The sequence below is a fragment of the Chryseobacterium sp. SIMBA_028 genome, assembly GCF_046535285.1.
Classification (GTDB): Bacteria; Bacteroidota; Bacteroidia; order Flavobacteriales; family Weeksellaceae; genus Chryseobacterium.
This window is the reverse complement of record NZ_JAWRWZ010000005.1, coordinates 259144-277896: the sequence shown is the minus strand read 5'-3', so window position 1 is coordinate 277896 and position 18753 is coordinate 259144. Positions and strand designations below refer to the sequence as shown.

Here is an 18753-nt window from a genome sequence, read left to right as displayed (position 1 = left end):
CAAAATGAAAAAAATAATATTTCTGGCTTTTGCTCTTCTTACTTTACATTCTTGTGTGGTAAGAACTGCTACAAAAGTAGTTTCAGGGGCAGTAAGTATAGGATATAAAGCGGTAAAAGGGACGGTAAACGGAATCAGCTGGGCTGTAAGCAAAGCCAAAGGGAAAATAGATGAAGACCGATTGGATGGAACCTGGAAAGTGGTAGGCGTTTATCGTGGTTCATTTGAAGATTTTTCTAAAGATCAGAACCCTGACGGTTCTTTTACATCAGACTGTACAGAGAGTTTTGATCAGATTATTTTTAAGGCTAATAAATCCAAATTCAAGCCTGTACATTGCAGTTCTGACAAGGAAGACTGGGTAAAATATTCTCTGGAATTTGGAAAAAATCCTATAACCAAGGAAAAGGAGAATTATATTGAATACAACTCCAATAATTATATTTCAGTTATTGATGTAAATAGCAAAACTATGGTTCTGGAGGGAAATCTGATGCCTAAAATGGCTTTTTCCGGTGCCAAGTTATATCTTTTGGAAAAGGTGAAGTAGAAACCTCTGCCTTGAAATAAAATATAAAAAAATTGTCTGCTTCTCGTTTTGAGGAGCAGACATTTTTTTATCAATCTTACCATTATCTGTTTTCTATATCAATAATTTTCTTTCCCTGCGCTCCCAGATAATGAAGAACCAGCTTTTCATATACTTTATAGCCATCATCCACATTGGTAAATATCAGAATCCCTTTTCCGTTTGTTGGCAATACAAAGGCAATACATCTTGTTCCCTTATCAGCCCCTCCATGAGACAGCGCATAATCTCTATTTCCAAGATCGTATACTGAAAGTCCCAATCCGAAATAGAGATCTTCCTTTATTTTCGACTGTTTTTTGATCATTTCCTGAAATACGTCCGGCTTCAGATCTTTTCCTTTCATAACATTGACCATGAAATTTCCATAATCCTCTATCGTTGTATGAAGATCATCGGCAGCATTGGCTGTTTTATTCTTTTCTGTCGGGTAAGGTTCTCCCTTTTCGTTATATCCAATAGCAAACCTTGATTCATCAGTATTCTGATCCCAGATATAATGGGTATCATTCATTCTCATCGGTTGAAAAATAAGTTCCTGAGCAAGTTGTTCCAATGGTTTTTTGAACTTCTTTTCCAGAGCTTTTTTAAGGTATTCAAAACCCTCTCCTGAATATTGATATTTTATTCCCGGATCAAACTGGAAATTCAGTTTTTTGTCGGCATTCATCCATCTCCAGTTGGAAAATCCTGTCTGATGGGTCAGAATAAGTCGGGTCGTCAGCTTTTTATGTCTCGGGTCATTGGCAATATCCGGATCTATCCAATAGATATCGAGAGGCTCATCCAGTTTCCATTTTCCCAGACTTATCAGACGTAATGCAACCATTGCGGTTACAGGCTTGGTAAGGGAAGCCACATTGAAATAGGTATTATAAGGTGCTGGAACGTTCTTTTTTATTTCACCAAAAACTTTTACCTGCTTCAATTCTCCCCCATCAATAATTCCTAATCCAAGTGTTGGGATTTTATTTTCAATTAGCCAGTTTTCAATTTCCTGGTCGTTATCAAAAACTGTTTGCTGATCATTAGCCTCCTTGGCATGGTGATCAAAGCTCAGCGATCGAGTCAGCTTCCAGTCTCCATTTTCCAAGGTCCAAAGATTGGTGAACTTGGCTCCTCCCACTAATTTTTCAGCTTGATTTTTTTCTTTTTCATAAAAGATGTGGTCTCCATTCTGAATGGCAGCATAGACTTTTCCATCTTTATACAACGGATAAATTTGAGTGCTTTTATCCACCAGAACTCTTTTGGCTCGATAGGTATCCGGATCTTTACATAATCCATTTTTAAAATCAGTCATGAATTTTATTTTATCGGAAAAGCCATCTTTATCGTGATAAAATTCAAGCCGATCACTTAGCACGGCTTCGGTCTGTTTTATATTACAGGTATTGAATCCTACTGAAAAAAGTAAACTATCTTTCGAGATAATTGTTCTGTAAAGAGGATCTGCTTTTTCGATTTGTGCATGAATACTGCCAAAAAACAGAATAAAGAAAAAGAGAATACACTGAGCAGACTTTGTCATTGTTTTTTTTGACAAAGATTATATTTTCAAGTATTTTTTGACTCAAAATGAACCCGACAAAAACCCGACAATACCCTGACAAGAACTATATCATACTGAATTTCAATCTATAATATAATTTCTTATTTCGGTCGATCTCTGCAGCATTGCGAAGGATAATAAATACATTGGAAAGCACAATAAGGATCATCAATACCAATGTAAACTGTCTTCCAAGCTTTAAAAAGATCCCCAACATAAATACAATAGGCGCCATAACCGTCCATATCATCTGAACTGAAATAATTTGTCTGGCCAAGGTATTTCTCTGCTTCATTGTAAACATCAGAAGAAACGGAACGAGAATATTCAATGGTGGCAAAAGAATGAATGGCAATGACGAAAGATTAATTATTTTAATCTGGGAATAATTGATATCAGATTGTTCTTCTTTTACTTCGGCGATTACCTGATCATCTATTACTTCACCCATTTCAGAAGTTGCTGCTATATCCTGTAACAAATTTTCTTCTATATCCAATGCCTGCGCAAGGGCCCTTAAGGTATGTCCCTTGGGTTCTGTTCCTGCTTCTATCCGCTGAATGGTCCTTACAGAAATCTTGGATTTCTCTGACAATTCTTCCTGGGTAAGATTCTTCTGTTCTCTTGCCGTTTTTAGCTTGGACATAGTTTAATATATTCTAAAAAAGAGGTATTCTTAATTAATTTCTGACGGCTAATTTACAGCTTTTTCAAAAATTAAAAACACAGGATAATGGAAAGAACTCTATTCTATTAATCAATGATAATAATAATGTTTGTAAACGTTTTTCCCTCAGCCATAAACATGTATCATTTTCATTAAATATTGATGAGAGTATTGCTCCTTGTTTTAATTAATAAGACCTTTGTATAAAAATTAATTGAAATGATACCTCTTCATGAACTCTTCTTTTTTGTTCTGGCCGCACTTGTCTTAGTAATTAGCCCGGGACCTAATATGATTTACCTGATTTCAAAATCAATTACTCAGGGAAAGAAGTCCGGTTTTATTTCGCTGGCAGGAGTAGTCTGTGGTTTTTTGTTTCACATTGTTATGGTATCATTTGGTTTAACTGCTGTTCTCTTGGCTGTTCCGTTTGCATATACAGTTCTTAAAGTATTAGGAACGGTTTATCTTTTATATCTGGCTTATCAGGCCATTAAGCCCAATAGTAAAAATATTTTTGATGTTGAGCAAAGCAATTCACATGACAGTCCTAAAAAGCTTTTTACAGTAGGCTTTTTAACGAATGTACTCAATCCAAAAGTCGCTGTTTTTTATTTATCATTTTTCCCGCAATTTATCAAGCCCGAATATGGCTCTGTATTCACTCAAAGTCTGGAGCTTGGTATCGTTCAGGTATTTGTAAGCTTTAGTATTAATTTTGTGATTGTTCTTACGGCAGCAAGAGCAGCACTATTCTTTTCCCATAACCCGATCTGGATTAAAGTACAAAAGTGGTTTATGGCCAGTATACTGACTTATCTGGCGGTGAAAATGGCATTTTCAAAGGCTAAGTAATAATACTTTAAATTTTACAACATCCATTCAAAAAGATGAAGCAGTCTATTCCCACCTACGATTTAAGTGATATTTCCCAACACTCCTTTCTTATTGAAAGAATGGAAAAGCGCAGCAACAGTTCGGAAGATAAGCTTTTGGATAAAGGAATACATCGCGATAATCATTATATTTTCACCTGTATGGAAAGCGGACATGTAAGAATGATGGTGGATTTTAATACTATGGAAGCCCAGGATCCTACCATTTTCTGTGTATTACCCGGACAGGTGCATCAGGGACTTTTAATGGAGAATGTTTATGGGTGGTTTATAGCGATTAACGCAGATCTTATTCCGGATGCAGTACGTTCTGTCTTTGAGGAATCTCTGGAGATCATTCAGCCACTCTCAGTTGATACAAGCTGGATTGAAAAACTGAATAGCATTGCCAATCTGCTGTATGCTTCTTATACCGATGAAGCATTAACTACTTCCAAGGAGGGATCTTTAATTATCCAGTCGTTGCTTAATGCCCTTACCGGAATGTTTTCTTTTATTTATTCTTGTGAAAGCTATTCGGAGGTATCCGGTGAAAGTAGAGCCTTACAACTGACAAGAGCCTTTAAAATATTAGTAAGAAAAGAATTCAAAACCCTGAAAAGTCCATCAGAATATGCGGAGACTTTAAATATCTCAAGAGGTTATCTTACAGAGGTTATTCGTGAAGTGACAGGAAAACCAGCACAACACTGGATTCATCAGGAACTTTTAATGGAAGCAAAACGACTATTGGCTTTTACCCATCTTACGGTAAAAGAAATAGCCTATGAATTGGGATACAGTGATCATACTTATTTCAGCCGCTTATTTTCAAAACTGGAAAACATCTCACCATCAGAATTCAGAGCAAAAACACAACATAAACAATAAACCACGAATAGTCCAACCAATTCCCTGAAACGGCTATCGGTATATTTCAATTTTGCAACGTCCTTTGCAATAAAAATATTTATGTCAAGTTTACCAAAATGGATCAATGACACAATAGAAAATGTCTGGTCCTCAAAATTTAAAACCTGCACCGTTATCCATATAGAAAATATTTCCCATAATCTTCGTAGAATGCGTTTTGCAACAGACTTAGAGGATGTTCACTTCGAGCCGGCCTATGCCATAGGAATAAGAATTAACGATCGGGATTTCCGTAACTATTCCCCTTTCAACTTTAACAGGGAAACGGGTACTTTCGATGTTGTTTTTCATCTTCATGATACCAATGCAGTAGGAAGTAATTTTATCACCGGATTATCCATTGGAGATCCTATCAAAATATTGATGCCCAGAGGTAAACATTTTTTTGATTCTAATGCTAAAATTCATTTCTCCATAGGTGATGAAACTTCATTGGGCAGCTCTCTTTCCATTAAAGAGGCTGCAGAGAAATCTACCTGTTCCTACATATGTCTTCATGAGCTTGAGGAACCAACAGCCTTGGAGGCACTCAGTTTATATGGCTACCATGCTCCTAAAAATAATACAATGGGTATTATAGAGGCCTTAAGCGACTTTCTAAGGGAAGAAAAACTGGCGGTATACAACAATGATGTTATTTTCTATCTTACCGGAAATGGAGAAAGAATGTCATTGATCCGAAAGTTCCTTAAGGCTAAGGAGGTGTCTCCGAAGTGCATTAAATCACAGGCTTACTGGATAGAAGGAAAGAAAGGATTATAAAAAACAAGTCCGATTCCTACAACTTATCAAGGTAAGGATGTAGGAATCGCAGACTATTTTTAGCTCAATCTCCTCTGTAAAAAGCTTTATTTTAAGCCTCTTCCCAATCCTCTCACCCTTTCCAGCCATTTTGTCCGTTGCTCTTCTTTAGAATCCCTGATAATTCCTAGATAAGTCACCTTTACCGGTTTTACCCCACAGAATTCTAAGGTTGATTTTTTCAACTGATTGACACTAGGTTTTCCATACATAAGCCAATAATACCAACCCGGCTGATCTAGGGTTGTAATGATATGTGCTGTTTTTCCTTTTAAAAGTTTATCCCACCACACCGAGTTTTCTCTGTATTTATAAGCAAATCCGGGGAGAAAAAGCCGATCTATAAAACCTTTCATAAGCGCAGGCAGACCTCCCCACCACACTGGATGTATCCAAACTAAATGATCTGCCCATTTGATAATTTCCCAGGCTTTTATTAAATCAGGTTCCAGCTCCATTCTTTTTTGATATCCAAACTGTAGATTAGGATTAAAATTGAGATCCGCAATGATAATTTCCTTTATTTCTACACCTGATTCCATGGCTCCTGCTTTGTAGGCTGAGGCTATTCCAACATTGAAAGACTCTTTATTGGGATGGCCGTTGATAATGGCTATTTTTTTCATTGTGCTAAATTGATGTTAATCGTTTCATAGGCATTAAGCTGTGCCAATAATGACAATGGCTCATGCAATTGATGGCTGAAGTACACTTTATTTTCATGAGGATTTCGTGCTAGCTCTTCCGCATGCAGAACCGCAGATAATGCAGTAAGTTCCGCCTGTCCCTTTGTACTTTGCAGGCTTAATTTCTTATTCCCTTTTTTGTCTTTTACAATAATTTCAAAGACGGCCTGATCTCCATTTCCACTGGATCCGAAAATCATTTTTCTTTCCTTTAAAGATAAAATATTAAAGATCCTTAGATACTGAAAACTCCCGAGCAGCCAGGTAATAAACTTAGAGTTATAAGTCATCTTAACACTTACATTAGGTACTCTTTCTATTTTGTTGAGGATATAAAGATCCGGAACATCAAAATTATAGGCATTTCTTTTCCCGATTCCAAAGGAGAAATCAAAAGTTTCGGTATTTAAAAAGTGTCTGATAGAAACAGGTTGATCGTTTTTATAATCATGGAAAGGAACCGCTACATTTTCTGCCATAAAATGAGCAGAACTTTCCCCTGCCAGATCTTTAGCAGAATAATATACGAAAAGCTTCACCTGCTGAATGGTATCCGCATCCTGTGAAATGGTATTAACCAGCCCTGGTACAATGCCTCCCATCCAGCCGGAACTGAAGACAATTCTGCTGTTTACGTCTGATTTCCCTGCAATGTCATAGGCCTTTGCCAGATCGGGAGTTGGTTTTGTAATATCTAAATAATCAATAGCATTCTTGATCGCATATCGCAGGACCTGATCAGACTTATCATTCACTGACAGAATAATCAGTTTTATTTTTTTATCAGAAATAACCTGAAAAGAAGCAGGATCGGTTACGTCAATTTTCAAATCCCACTCTGTCTTCCCTCCTTTTCTTCCTCCGATAAAAATAATCGAATGAGGATTTCTTGATTGTAATATCCGTGCAATTGTCCTGCCTACCAGTCCGTTTCCTCCAATGATGAGAATATTGTGCTCCATATCTTTTTTTTACAAAATTATAGAGCTGGGAAACCAATAAACAGGACAAATGTCTAAAAAGAAACTTCCTTTCTGATACGGCTTAAATGCCGCTGGGTAATTCCCAAATAGGATGCAAGATACTGTAACGGAATTTTTTGAATATAGTCCGGATAATTTTCCAGAAGGGCTGCATAACGTCGGGAGGCACTGTCCCTCTGAAGCTGGAAAAATCTATTTTCGAGCTCAAGATATTCCTGTTCCGCAATAATTTTTAAAAACTTAGCCCAGTTAAGATTATCCTGTACAATTGTATCCATTGATTCTTTTTTGAGAACCAACAGCTCTGCATCAGTAATGGCCTGCATATTTTCTTTACTGAGAGATCCGGAAATAAATGATGAATACGCCGCCATAAGCGTATTAGGAAACCTGAAGCAGTAGGTCATATCCTTACCGTCGTCTGAAAGATAAAAAGAACGGAAGATACCGGACTTAATAAAGGCTACTTCCCTGCATCTTTCGCCCTCGTGGATGAAATAATCATTCTTATTTACTTTTCTAAGCTCAAAAAGTTGTAAAAACTCCTCAATCTCGCTTTCTGAAAATAGATTAAAGCTTCGAAAAAAATCATGTACCATTGTTTCAAGTTTCTTATACGGCGAAAATAAATAAAAAAAATCATCCCAGAGTGGGATGATCAACCGTTTTGAATTTACTAAGTTATTGTATGAAGATATGAATGATGTTTTTGTTGTCACAAAGATAAATACAGTCTAATTTTCTTCCATCAGGGGAATCCCTAAAGTTTTATCCGTAAAAATACGGTTGTATAAATGAAAAAGCCCTGCAAGAAATACTTACAGGACTTTTCTTATCTAACAATTATCTTGTTTAAAATTGAGAGCTTAAGGCTGAATATCAGAATCTAATGTTTAATTCTGATTTTATGCCTTATTATTAAAGCGGGCTTACCAATTGTAAGAACCATTCTTTAACTTCTCCATCCAAATGAGGACCTATTTTTTCCTCACAAGTTTTGTGGTAGCTATTCAACCATTCAATTTCTGTTTCTGAAAGGATTTCTTTAACAACAGTATCTTTAAAGAATGGGCAGAATGTTAATGTTTCAAATTCATAGAATGTTCCGTGAATCGTTTTCTCTGCTTCTTTCACCGCAATAAGGTTTTCATGACGAATTCCGTATTGTCCTTCAAGATAATATCCAGGTTCGTTAGAACAAACCATTCCTGGAAGAAGATCCTGCGGGTTCAGATCTTTTCTGATGTTTTGTGGTCCCTCGTGAACATTCATGAAGCTTCCTACTCCATGTCCTGTTCCGTGGTTGAAGTCTTTCCCTTCCATCCATAACGGAAGTCTTGCAATGGCATCAAGGTGTACTCCTTTTGTGCCTTTCGGGAATTTCACCATTGATAAACGGATTAAGCCCTGCAATACCAATGTAGAGTTTCTTTTGAACTCTTCAGATGGTCTTCCTAATGCAAAAGTTCTTGTAATATCTGTAGTTCCCTCAAGATACTGACCTCCTGAATCTACAAGGATCGTTTCCTCGTTGGTTACCTCTTTACTTCCTTCTTTCTTTGCAGAATAGTGCATGATAGCACCATTATCCTTATATCCTATAATGGAACCGAAGCTTTCTCCTACAAAGTTCTCTCCAGCAGCACGGAAGCTTCTCAGCTTTTCACCGATGGAATATTCATTCATGGCTTCTTTTCCGGCATTGTGCGTTAACCAGTAAAGGAATTTTACCATGGCTACCCCATCTCTTACCATTACTTTTCTAAAACCTTCCAGTTCTGCTTCATTTTTCTGAGCTTTCATCAGGTTTCCAGGAACCGGAGCCTTGATAAACTGATTATCGGCCTTTAATGTTTCAAAAATCTGCTGGTTACTGTTTGGAGAAACCAATACTTTTTTATTTTTGAATTCTTTCAGATAGTTATAAAATTCTTCGTAAGGCATCATTTTCACGAAAGAATCATCCATTTGTTTTCTGGCTGCTACCTCAAGTTTTTCTAAACCTGTGAATAGGACCGCATCATTTTTAGTGATGACCATGTACCCTAAAAATACAGGATTGCTTTGTACATCGCTTCCTCTGAGGTTAGAGGTCCATGCTACATCATCCAGACTGGAGATGATATGAACGGTTGCTTCCTGCTCTTCCATCTTCTGACGGATAGCAGAAAGTTTATCCGCCACAGATTTACCGGCTCTTTCTACAGGATGTACAAAGATCGGGTTAGTGGATGGCGTTCCTCTTTCTTTCCAAACCTCCTTTAAAAGAGGGATATCAGCAAGGGTAATATTTTTTGAATTAAATTTTTGAGAAAGCAGTTCCCAATTGGCATTAGAAGCAGCTAAGGCATTTACAGCCACTTTACCACCGGCAGGAATTTCAGAAATGATCCAATCGATATAATTGGGAGTTCCCTCTAGTCCGTCCTTGAAAAGGTCGATTCCTGAACCATCCAATTCAATGGCAGCCTGTGTAAAGTATCTTCCGTCTGTCCAAAGTCCACCTTTATTTTTGGTAATTACCACAAAACCGGCAGAACCTAAAAATCCTGAAAGCCAAGATCTCTCCTGCCATTCTTCAGGAAGATACTCACTCATATGAGGATCTGCAGAATATACTATAAATGCATCAACATTATTTTTCTGCATTTCTTCACGAAGCGCAGCAACTTTTTCCTTTGAAGTCATTCTTTTCATTTTTAAACACCGAAAGTTACGAAAAATTTGAAGTCAGAGCGTGAAATCAATCTCCTATTTTCCTTAATAATCTATTATTTTTTAATTAATCCTGGTCGACGACATTCATTGATAGGTCTCATCATTGAATTTGAAAAAATTTGAGGCTCACAGATCTAATTTTCATATAAATGCTACGCGTTTTATGACAAATGGCAACCAGTATATTCTATTGCATGTTATTTCTTTATTTTTCTTTTAAAACTTTAAAATTTTCAGCAAATTAAACAAATAACTAAACATATTTCATGAAATAAAACCTAATTAATTATTAAAACAATAAGCTTTTGGAAAGATTATTGCTGTATTCTACGATATGAAACAGCAGAATTATAAAAATCACAGGAAGTTTTATCCACCTCATCATTTTATCTATCTTCCTTTATTGATCATATTGGAAATATTTGGAATCTACAAAATAGGGAATGATCCTGATAATAAACTGATCTGGAGCCTGTTTTCCATAGTGATCTTTCTGCTTTTTTATCTTGCGTTTATGACTAGGCAGCATTATGCGCTAGGACTGCAGAATCGTATGGTTATTCTTGAGTTCAGGCAACGATATTTTGAGATTTTCAATAAAAGATCTGATGAAACGGTTGAAAAATTGAGATTTGACCAGATTGCTGCCCTAAGATTTACGTATGATGAGGAATTTAAGGACCTTTTATACAAGGCACTCCATGAAAACATTTCCGGGGATGAGATCAAAAGGTCCATTAAAAACTGGAAAGCCGATCAACTCAGAGTGTAATACACCCGTAAAATATATAGCTATGAAAAAGTGGATCTTTTACAGTATAACGATATTCAGTTTGTTGACTTTAACAAGCTGTGGAGCGGTTGAAACAATTTTTAAGGCTGGAATGTGGTGGGGAATCCTCTTAGTCTGTGTAATAGTAGTGATTCTTTTACTGATTTTTTCGAAGGGTAAAAACTCTTAACCATTTTCTATGGAGGAGAATACAGATTTAGAGAAGATCTCTCACCTGAAGCCATCAAAGATTGTGAAAATCATGAAGGATCCGGAAGCTTCTGCAAAGGCGGTACATCTCGTATATACCACCGATGCAGAAAATACCGGAATTACACGTAAAAAAAACGGTACAAAATTTTCTTATTACAAGGATGGTAAAAAAATAAAGGAGAAAGATGAGATCACCAGAATTAATAAACTGGTGATTCCCCCAGCCTGGGAAAACGTCTGGATTTGTGCGTTGGAAAATGGTCATCTGCAGGCAACAGGTTTTGATGCTAAGCAAAGAAAACAATATCGCTATCACCCTTTATGGAGTGCCCTGAGAAATCATACAAAATTCTATAGAATGCTGCACTTCGGATATACACTGCCTGATATCCGACTTCATATAGAGCAGGATCTAGCATTGAGGTCCTTTGAAAAACGAAAAACCCTTGCGCTAATTGTGAGCCTATTGCAAAGAACCAATATTCGTATTGGCAATAATGTCTATGAAAAACTATATGGTTCTTTTGGCCTTACTACACTAAAGAATAAGCATGTAAAAATCAAGGGACAAAAAATAACATTTTCATTTAAAGGAAAGAAAGGTGTCATACATGAGGTGGATATGAGAAGTAAAAGATTGGCGAGGCTGGTACAAAAATGCAAAGATATTCCCGGAAAGGAGCTTTTTCAATATTTTGATGAAGAGGGAAACAGAAACTCTATAGATTCCGGAATGGTAAATGACTACATCAGGGAAATAAGTGGCGATGATTTTACGGCCAAGGATTTCAGGACATGGTCCGGAACTGTAAGTGCATTGATGGCCTTTAAGGAGATTGGATATGCAGAAAATGATACTCAATATAAAAAAAATGTAAAGGAGGCATTGGATATTGTTGCAGAACATCTCGGAAACACGACTGCCGTTTGCAGGAAATATTATGTACATCCCTTAGTTATTAACCTTTATGAAAACAATAGGATCCAAAAATATCTTGACGAATTAGAAATTATTGAAGAAAACGACGGAAAAGCCAACCTGACAAAAGTAGAAAAGCTTGTTCTTAAGATTCTGGAAAATGAAAAGATCGTTTAACATTATATTTACTTAGGAACTCTATTTGTCAAAAACTGAGTTCTATATTCTTTAGGGGTAATGCCTGCAATTTTTTTGAATAGCTGAGTAAAATGGGAGGCGGTATGAAAATTCAGTTCATAAGCAATCTCTGCAATATCTTTACTGGAATGAAGGAGTGCCTTACTGTAATTGATATCAATCTCATTGATCCATTGTTTCGGTGATTTCTGCGTCACGCTTTTTACACATTTATTCAGATAGCTTTCCGTTACGGATAGTTTATCAGCATAGTATGCCACCCGCTTTTCTCCCACATGATATTTGAACAAAAGATCCCGAAACTGAAGAGACAATTCCATGGGACGTGTAGCAGACTTGTGGTGGGTATCTGAGTCTGTACTCAGCATTTTGATCAGAATAAGGTGAAGCATGGTGACTACCACATCATTTACGTTAAGATTACTGAGCCATAATTCCTGTTCCATAATGAGGAGAAGCTGCGTTATGGTGCCATAAGTAAGGCTATCCAGGTTCAGGAAAGGCGTCATAAAGAAAATACTGCTTTTATGCTTGGGGAGTTCCTGTTCGGATAGAATATTATTTTCATAGGCAAGAAAAAATCCTTCAATGTCATCTGACAATTCTACAGTTGCAGTTATTGTTCCTTGTTTAATAAAGATTACTCCTCCTTTTTCAGCATGATATTCCTTGTTTTCAAGATACTGTTTAATTTTTCCTTTGGTAACGAAAATAATAAAGTTAAAAGTTGTGCGGTACGGAATTACCGGCATCAGAATCCCTTTAAGGTAATCCTCTATCCGATAGAGCTGTATATCCGCATTATTGACTAATATTTTCTCTGCGATATTCGGGAGAAACAGTTTTTTGTATTGAAAATTGGATAATACTTCCATGATGAATTGATTATTACAAATTTAATGCTGAAATTGAATATGTTGATTGTTTTGTGTAATGTCGGATGTAAAAAGTATACATCCGACATTCTGCTTAAAACTTATAGTACACGCCTACTCTCACCCCAAACGGGCTTCCTGGTGTGTAAGTAAGATCTGTGATAGGCTCTGCCTCTCCTTTCAATTGAGTTTCTGTTGCAAATTGGGCTTCATTCCATTTTACATTGAAAAGGTTATTAACCTGAATATTCGCTCCCCACTTCTGACGGTTATAGGAAAGCATCAGATCATTTACGAAGTAAGCTTTTGTCTTGATACTATTGTCTTCCACTGCTGGTCTTTCTCCAAGGTAACGGTATTGAAGTCCTAAAGAAAAACCGTTCAGGAAGTCCCAGTTTACAGATCCTGTACTGGTCACTACCGGTGCTAATGGAATATAATCCTGACCTTTTTCTTCTTCGAGGAATCTTCCGTGAGAGTAATTGATATCGGCATTCAAATAAAAGTTTTCCAATGGTTGAAAACGAATTCCCAGATCTGCTCCAAAACGTCTTGATTTTCCGGATGGTTCTACTACGGCATCATCTCCTACATATACAAATTCCTGCTGCAGATCCATATACCAAACGGCAGGAGTAATAATAAGCGATTTGAAAGGATGTAATCTTACCCCAAAATCGGCACCAATAGAATAAGGAAGGGTATTTTCATTTTTATTGGGCACCACTACTCTCAGATCATTGGAGTGGAAGCCCATTCCTGTTTTCAGGAACCACATTACGTTATCATTCTGTGCATAGGAGAAGTTTAATTTAGGGCTTAGCCTTGTTGCTTCTTTTGACTGTCCGGACGGTAATTGTTCTGCATCCAAAAGGTTATGCATATTGAAAATAAAATGATCTACTCTCAATGCAGGATTGATTGTCCATTTTCCTGTTTTCCAGACTAACCCTGTGTAGGCATGAAGATTGGTTTCCGTTCCGTTTACGTCTGACATTCTGTTGAGCAATAGATCTCTGTGGTAAACATGATTAAGCTGTAATGTATTGATGTCATCATTTCTTAATCCTATTCCTGAGGTCCAGTTCAGTGAGCTATTGGGAAGTGAGAAGCTTTTGGTATATTTCACTTCTGCCCCATAGATATTTCTTCCGTCTGTCTGCTGAATTTCATCTCCATGATCTTTATCTTTTAAGTAAAAGGTAAAATCGGAATAGAGGTTGAAGTTATATTTTGAATAAAAAGCCATGGCATCTATCTGCTCAGAGGGAGAAATGATATGCTTAAAATTCATTTGAAGGTTTGTTCTGGAAGTTTTACCACCCTCGGTAGGATCTATGCTTCCCCATCTGCCAATGATTCCCTCGTCTACGGCACGTTCAGGAATCTGTCCTGATGCATTCCATGAAGAATTGAATGTTGAAAACTGAATATTGAAATAATCATTATCGGTAAGCCATTGGTTATACTTTCCAAAAATATTGACTCTGTTAAAATTCTGTTTTACATCAAAAGGTCCGTCTGTATAATTGTATTCTGCAGCGATATAAGCATTCTTTCTCCCAAGATCATCATGCAGAATATTGAACATTCCTAATACTCTTTTGGAATTAAATGAACCTCCCTCCAGCTTGATCATGCTATTTTTCAATCCGTTATAGGTCTGAAAATCGACATATCCTGCCGTATTAAAATCTCCACGGTCCATATAATAAGCTCCTTTTCCGAAGTCAATATTATTTACGGTTTCCGGGATCACAAAGTGTAGGTCAGAATATCCTTGTCCATGGGCGTGAGAAACGATATTTACAGGCATTCCGTCTACATTCACACTTACGTCTGTACCATGATCTGCGTCAAATCCTCTTAAAAAAAGCTGTTCCGCCTTTCCACCTCCGGCATGCTGTGCAATGAATAATCCCGGTACTTTTCTCAACAAATCCTGTGCTGAATTAACCGGAAATTTATTCAGATCAACCTTGGTGATAGCCGACAGAAATGAGCTGTGATTAATGGCTACTTCTGAGATCTGAAATGGCTTATGCTGTAAAAAAATAACCTTACTTCTATCTTCATCTTTGGTAACTACCCATTTCACCTCATCGTATCCCTGATGGCTAATCACCAGCGTATCGGGTAGAGATTTAACAGGAATAGCGAAGGTACCGTCTGTTCCTGTATGGGTATGGCTATTTCCGTGGTCGTATTTTACCAGGGCATCTGCAATGGGAAATTTGTCATCTGCATCTTTTATTAACAGTTGTTTTTCTGTTTCCTGAGCCATTGTTTTACCACTGAATGCCATGACCAGAAATACGGCTGCTATTTTAGTTATCTTCATTTTAATCTTTTTTTGAAAATGTACAATGTAGAATGTATTTATGATTCTAAACACACTTTAGAGCTATTGTACATTAAGTTTGTTAATTTTTTATATAATTTTAATCTTTTCATTTATGAATGTCTTCTTAGACAGTTCTTATTGGGCTGTATTAGTAAAGTCTCCGTCTAATAAGTCACAAATCGGGCATCATCCTTTTACCTTTATAAAAACCTTTTGGAGTAAAAGTGTAATCCATGTTCCTGCAACAAATGGGAAGGTAAGCACCCCGCCTACTGCATTCAACGTATTATTATCCACCAGATAATCATCAATGAGTACCGTTAATACCACAGCCATGAAAACCCAAATTCCGTCTATCTTTTTGAACCCTGAAAAAACGATGGCCGAAAGCACGGCATTGAAACCAAAAAGTCCCATGTGGATTTTATCAATAGGCTCACCATGCATATGAGAGACATAAGATCCCAAAATAGCTCCTAAAAAACCGTACAAAGCAGCAACCGGCGAACTGATAAAAACAGCAATAAAGAAAATGACTCCCGAAAGTACACCCCCCTGAAATATAACTTCACCAAAGGCATTGGTACAGGTAAGGAAATCATCATAATCAACAGGTTCTATGCTAGCAGCAACTGCTGCTGAAGGCGGAATCTGTGTCAATTGATGTAATGCAAAAACACATACCCAGGTAATGATGATAAAAGGAAAAGTAAATACCGGAATCTTCTTTTGAATAAAGAAATGCTGAATAATGGCTGCCAAGGCTCCCCCCAATACAATAAGTACCCAGATCAACAAGGTGGTTTGAAATACAAAGGACAATGCTACTCCTACAAGCGCTGCACTGAAACCGTATAATCCGGCATTGATTTGGGATTGATCATATCTAAGCTTCATGGCTGTAAAAGTTCCGGCTGCCGTTGAAAGCAATACCGCAACACCTCCCTGCCAGCTTCCCATAAAAATTCCTATGAGAAACAAAAGCCCGGTCCATCTGTTCTCCTGAAGCATAATCTGCCCGATTCCTTTTAAAACATTGTCTATAAAAGGTATTTTTTTAAAAAATTCGTCCATAGTTTTTTTGTATAATCTATTTTGTATAATAAGAGGTTAGATATTAGAAGTTAGATTTCAGGTTGGAGGTTGTAATTTATAGGTATAAATGATTGTTCTTAATTACGATCACTCCACAACTCACACACTCTACCATGCTTCTACTCTCAAACACTCCAACTCACTTACCAGCCCAGAAATACCATTCCGACTCCGCAAACCGTTACTACGGCTCCACTAACTACTCCCATATATCTTTCAAGTTTTTCGGTATTGAATAGTGTTGAGTAGCCATAACGTCCTAAAAGAACCATTCCAAGCATGGTGAGTACCGTAGTGGCTGTAAATGAAGTAACTAGTACTGCTATTTCAGACATGGAGTGTTTTACTCCGGAATAGAATAATAAAGGAATCAAAGGTTCACTGGGTCCCATTACAAAGATCATAAAAAGGACAAGTGGCGTTACTTTTATTCTTTTCTGCGGCATTACCACTTCACTGTGATTATGCTCATACACATACACGTCATCTCCCATTACATCAAAGTGTTTATGAGGTTTATTTCTGATAGCCTGAATCAGCCCATAAACCAGATAAACTCCCCCGAAGATAAGCAGTGCCCATCCTGAAAAATTCCCCCTGATATCCTGAAACCATGATATTTTATTCAGCTGCCATCCCAGAAACACACCAATAAAGCCTAAAACCAAAGAGCTTAATACATGTCCTAACCCGCAAACAACAGTTAAGACTGCGGTTTTCACCCCACTCCATTTTTTGGATTTTGAGATCACAATGAACGGCAGGTAATGGTCCGGTCCTGATGCTGTATGTATAAAACTTATTGAAACGGCACTCAGAAGAAGTGCCCAAACTGTACTATCCATTTTCTATTTATTCTGTTATTACTGATTCTTTTTTAAGTTTTGGGTAAATCTTTTTTCCATTGAATATTTTTCTCGCAGATTTTGGAGGTTTCGCAGATGACTATGCTTGAATTCAATGCTTTGTCTGCTTAATCTGATCAACCTACAGTTTTTTTTAATATTCAACGATACTCTCAACCTACATAAGAATCATTTTAATTTTTTTATTCCAAAGACCAGAGCATTTCCTGAATATGAAGAAAGAAATTGTACATCAATTCTCCTCCATGTCCCAAAGCTCTTACTACAAAGCCATTATCTTCCATAGCAGAAACGCCAACCTCCATTTCTTCAAGGTGCACTGCAGCCGCCTCTACAATGTTTTCTATTAAGCCATTCTTGTCTACATTTTCCTTTGTGCTGTAGAATATCAAAGTTCCCTGATGGGTATATTGTTCCAGATTTCCAATACTGCTGATAGGAATTATTTCAGGCTGAATCACCACATTATCTTTCACTACCAGTTTATTTTGATGGTAGATTTCCATAAGATTTTGAAAACGTTTCAGCTTGAAAACCTCTCCATAATGTTTTCTTCCACAGGTAATAATCTCACTCATAATGACCTGGCTGTTTTTCCAGATCTGAACATTTGTTTTACTTTTAAAATTGGAATCTTCATGAGGAACAATGGGATGCGGAACATAGGCAAAGGAAGTTTCATCCTCCATGCTAACATTCAGCTCCTGAAGTGCCTTATCTCTCATATTGAAAAGCCTCTGATACGATTGTGACTGCAGCTGAAGAGATGCTCCTTTTTCAAGGACTACATCAAGGTGATAATGGTCTCCATCCAAAATACCGGGAGAAGAACTCATGATCATCTGATACAGTTTTTTATCGCTTTTTCGTTGTCCAACAGAAACAACTCTGAAAGGAAGTGAAACATACAGATCTTTCACATATGACTCTCCTCCCTTGAATCCTGCGATAATATGTAAACGACTATCCATTTATCTTACGAGGTTCGGTTCTTCAATTTCTTCTAAAAGGGCATATTTTTTAATCCAGCCAATTACTTTATCCAGCCCTTCATCTGTTTTAAGATTGGTAAATACAAATGGATTTCCTTTTCTCATTCTTCTGGCATCATTTTCCATTACTTCCAGACTCGCCCCCACATAAGGGGCAAGGTCAATCTTGTTAATGATCAATAAGTCTGATCTTGTAATACCCGGGCCTCCTTTTCTAGGAATTTTTTCTCCCTCTGCAACGTCAATGATAAAGATGGTAACGTCTGCAAGGTCAGGACTGAATGTTGCAGAAAGATTATCACCGCCGCTTTCAATAAGAACCAGTTCAATATCCGGAAAACGTTCAGCCAGCTCATCTACTGCTTCAAGGTTCATACTTGCATCTTCACGAATGGCAGTGTGAGGGCAGCCTCCTGTTTCTACTCCGATAATTCTGTCATGTGGAAGAAGACTGTTTTTAGCCATAAATTCGGCATCTTCCTTGGTATAAATATCATTGGTAATGACTCCAAGATCATATTTCCCGAATAATTTTCTGCTTAAACGTTCTAGTAATGCAGTTTTTCCTGATCCTACAGGTCCTGCTACCCCTACTTTTATATATTTTCTATTTTCCATTTTTTCTAAATTTTATTTTATTTTTTAACGCCAGAAGTGCTAAGGTTTTCTTTAATT

Annotated in this window: 18 protein-coding genes; 6 read left to right on the top strand and 12 right to left on the bottom strand. The window is 37.1% G+C overall.

All coding sequences use genetic code 11. The features are described 5' to 3' along the window. The first annotated feature begins 4 nt into the window (after positions 1–4). Positions 5–550, top strand: coding sequence for a hypothetical protein (locus SCA31_RS08945; protein WP_410696591.1), 546 nt, complete (start codon positions 5–7; stop codon positions 548–550). 82 nt (positions 551–632) lie between these two features. Here SCA31_RS08945 and SCA31_RS08940 read toward each other — a convergent pair whose 3' ends face one another. Continuing rightward, a complete protein-coding gene (locus SCA31_RS08940) occupies positions 633–2120 on the bottom strand; it encodes a serine hydrolase (RefSeq protein WP_410696610.1) in 1488 nt (495 codons plus the stop codon). An 85-nt stretch (positions 2121–2205) separates the two neighbouring features. Continuing rightward, entirely contained in the window at positions 2206–2787 is a 582-nt protein-coding gene (locus SCA31_RS08935; protein WP_410696590.1) for a helix-turn-helix domain-containing protein, read from the bottom strand. Between the two features lie 240 nt (positions 2788–3027). Between SCA31_RS08935 and SCA31_RS08930 the strand changes: the two genes are divergently transcribed. From SCA31_RS08930 to SCA31_RS08920, 3 genes are all read left to right on the top strand, one after another. Continuing rightward, the gene (locus SCA31_RS08930; protein ID WP_410696589.1) at positions 3028–3663 is read left to right on the top strand and encodes a LysE family translocator; all 636 of its coding nucleotides are present in this window, start codon (positions 3028–3030) and stop codon (positions 3661–3663) included. Positions 3664–3698: 35 nt separating this feature from the next. Next, positions 3699–4574, top strand: coding sequence for an AraC family transcriptional regulator (locus tag SCA31_RS08925; protein ID WP_410696588.1), 876 nt, complete (start codon positions 3699–3701; stop codon positions 4572–4574). 81 nt (positions 4575–4655) lie between these two features. Next, positions 4656–5378, top strand: a complete 723-nt coding sequence (locus SCA31_RS08920) for a siderophore-interacting protein (RefSeq protein WP_410696587.1) — start codon at positions 4656–4658, stop codon at positions 5376–5378. A gap of 86 nt (positions 5379–5464) precedes the next feature. Here SCA31_RS08920 and SCA31_RS08915 read toward each other — a convergent pair whose 3' ends face one another. The 4 genes from SCA31_RS08915 to SCA31_RS08900 all read right to left on the bottom strand — a co-directional run bounded on the left by SCA31_RS08915 (position 5465) and on the right by SCA31_RS08900 (position 9774). Continuing rightward, positions 5465–6043, bottom strand: coding sequence for an NAD(P)H-dependent oxidoreductase (locus SCA31_RS08915; protein ID WP_410696586.1), 579 nt, complete (start codon positions 6041–6043; stop codon positions 5465–5467). Next, a complete protein-coding gene (locus tag SCA31_RS08910) occupies positions 6040–7065 on the bottom strand; it encodes a saccharopine dehydrogenase (protein WP_410696585.1) in 1026 nt (341 codons plus the stop codon). Before SCA31_RS08910 ends, SCA31_RS08915 begins: the two co-directional genes overlap by 4 nt. 53 nt (positions 7066–7118) lie before the next feature. After that, positions 7119–7685 (bottom strand): Crp/Fnr family transcriptional regulator, encoded by a 567-nt coding sequence (locus tag SCA31_RS08905; RefSeq protein ID WP_410696584.1) that lies wholly within the window; start codon positions 7683–7685, stop codon positions 7119–7121. Positions 7686–8004: 319 nt separating this feature from the next. Next, positions 8005–9774, bottom strand: a complete 1770-nt coding sequence (locus tag SCA31_RS08900) for an aminopeptidase P family protein (RefSeq protein WP_410696583.1) — start codon at positions 9772–9774, stop codon at positions 8005–8007. 364 nt (positions 9775–10138) lie between these two features. On the opposite strand from SCA31_RS08900, the gene SCA31_RS08895 reads away from it, so the two are divergent. Together SCA31_RS08895 and SCA31_RS08890 are read left to right on the top strand one after the other, a co-directional pair. Then, a complete protein-coding gene (locus SCA31_RS08895) occupies positions 10139–10576 on the top strand; it encodes a DUF6526 family protein (RefSeq protein ID WP_410696582.1) in 438 nt (145 codons plus the stop codon). Between the two features lie 199 nt (positions 10577–10775). Continuing rightward, complete coding sequence (locus tag SCA31_RS08890) at positions 10776–11885, top strand: DNA topoisomerase IB (protein WP_410696581.1); 1110 nt, start codon at positions 10776–10778, stop codon at positions 11883–11885. A gap of 8 nt (positions 11886–11893) precedes the next feature. Here the strand turns inward: SCA31_RS08890 and SCA31_RS08885 are convergent, their stop codons facing one another. The 6 genes from SCA31_RS08885 to ureG all read right to left on the bottom strand — a co-directional run bounded on the left by SCA31_RS08885 (position 11894) and on the right by ureG (position 18696). Beyond that, the gene (locus SCA31_RS08885) at positions 11894–12781 is read right to left on the bottom strand and encodes a helix-turn-helix domain-containing protein (protein WP_410696580.1); all 888 of its coding nucleotides are present in this window, start codon (positions 12779–12781) and stop codon (positions 11894–11896) included. Positions 12782–12875: 94 nt separating this feature from the next. Next, positions 12876–15122 (bottom strand): TonB-dependent receptor, encoded by a 2247-nt coding sequence (locus SCA31_RS08880; RefSeq protein ID WP_410696579.1) that lies wholly within the window; start codon positions 15120–15122, stop codon positions 12876–12878. Between the two features lie 189 nt (positions 15123–15311). Further along, on the bottom strand, positions 15312–16199 hold the full coding sequence (locus SCA31_RS08875) for an urea transporter (RefSeq protein ID WP_410696578.1): 888 nt from the start codon (positions 16197–16199) through the stop codon (positions 15312–15314). Positions 16200–16363: 164 nt separating this feature from the next. Further along, positions 16364–17065, bottom strand: a complete 702-nt coding sequence (locus SCA31_RS08870) for a hypothetical protein (RefSeq protein WP_410696577.1) — start codon at positions 17063–17065, stop codon at positions 16364–16366. Positions 17066–17268: 203 nt separating this feature from the next. Continuing rightward, on the bottom strand, positions 17269–18057 hold the full coding sequence (locus SCA31_RS08865; RefSeq protein WP_410696576.1) for an urease accessory protein UreD: 789 nt from the start codon (positions 18055–18057) through the stop codon (positions 17269–17271). Then, positions 18058–18696 (bottom strand): urease accessory protein UreG, encoded by a 639-nt coding sequence (ureG, locus tag SCA31_RS08860; protein WP_106915183.1) that lies wholly within the window; start codon positions 18694–18696, stop codon positions 18058–18060. Positions 18697–18753: the final 57 nt, after the last annotated feature.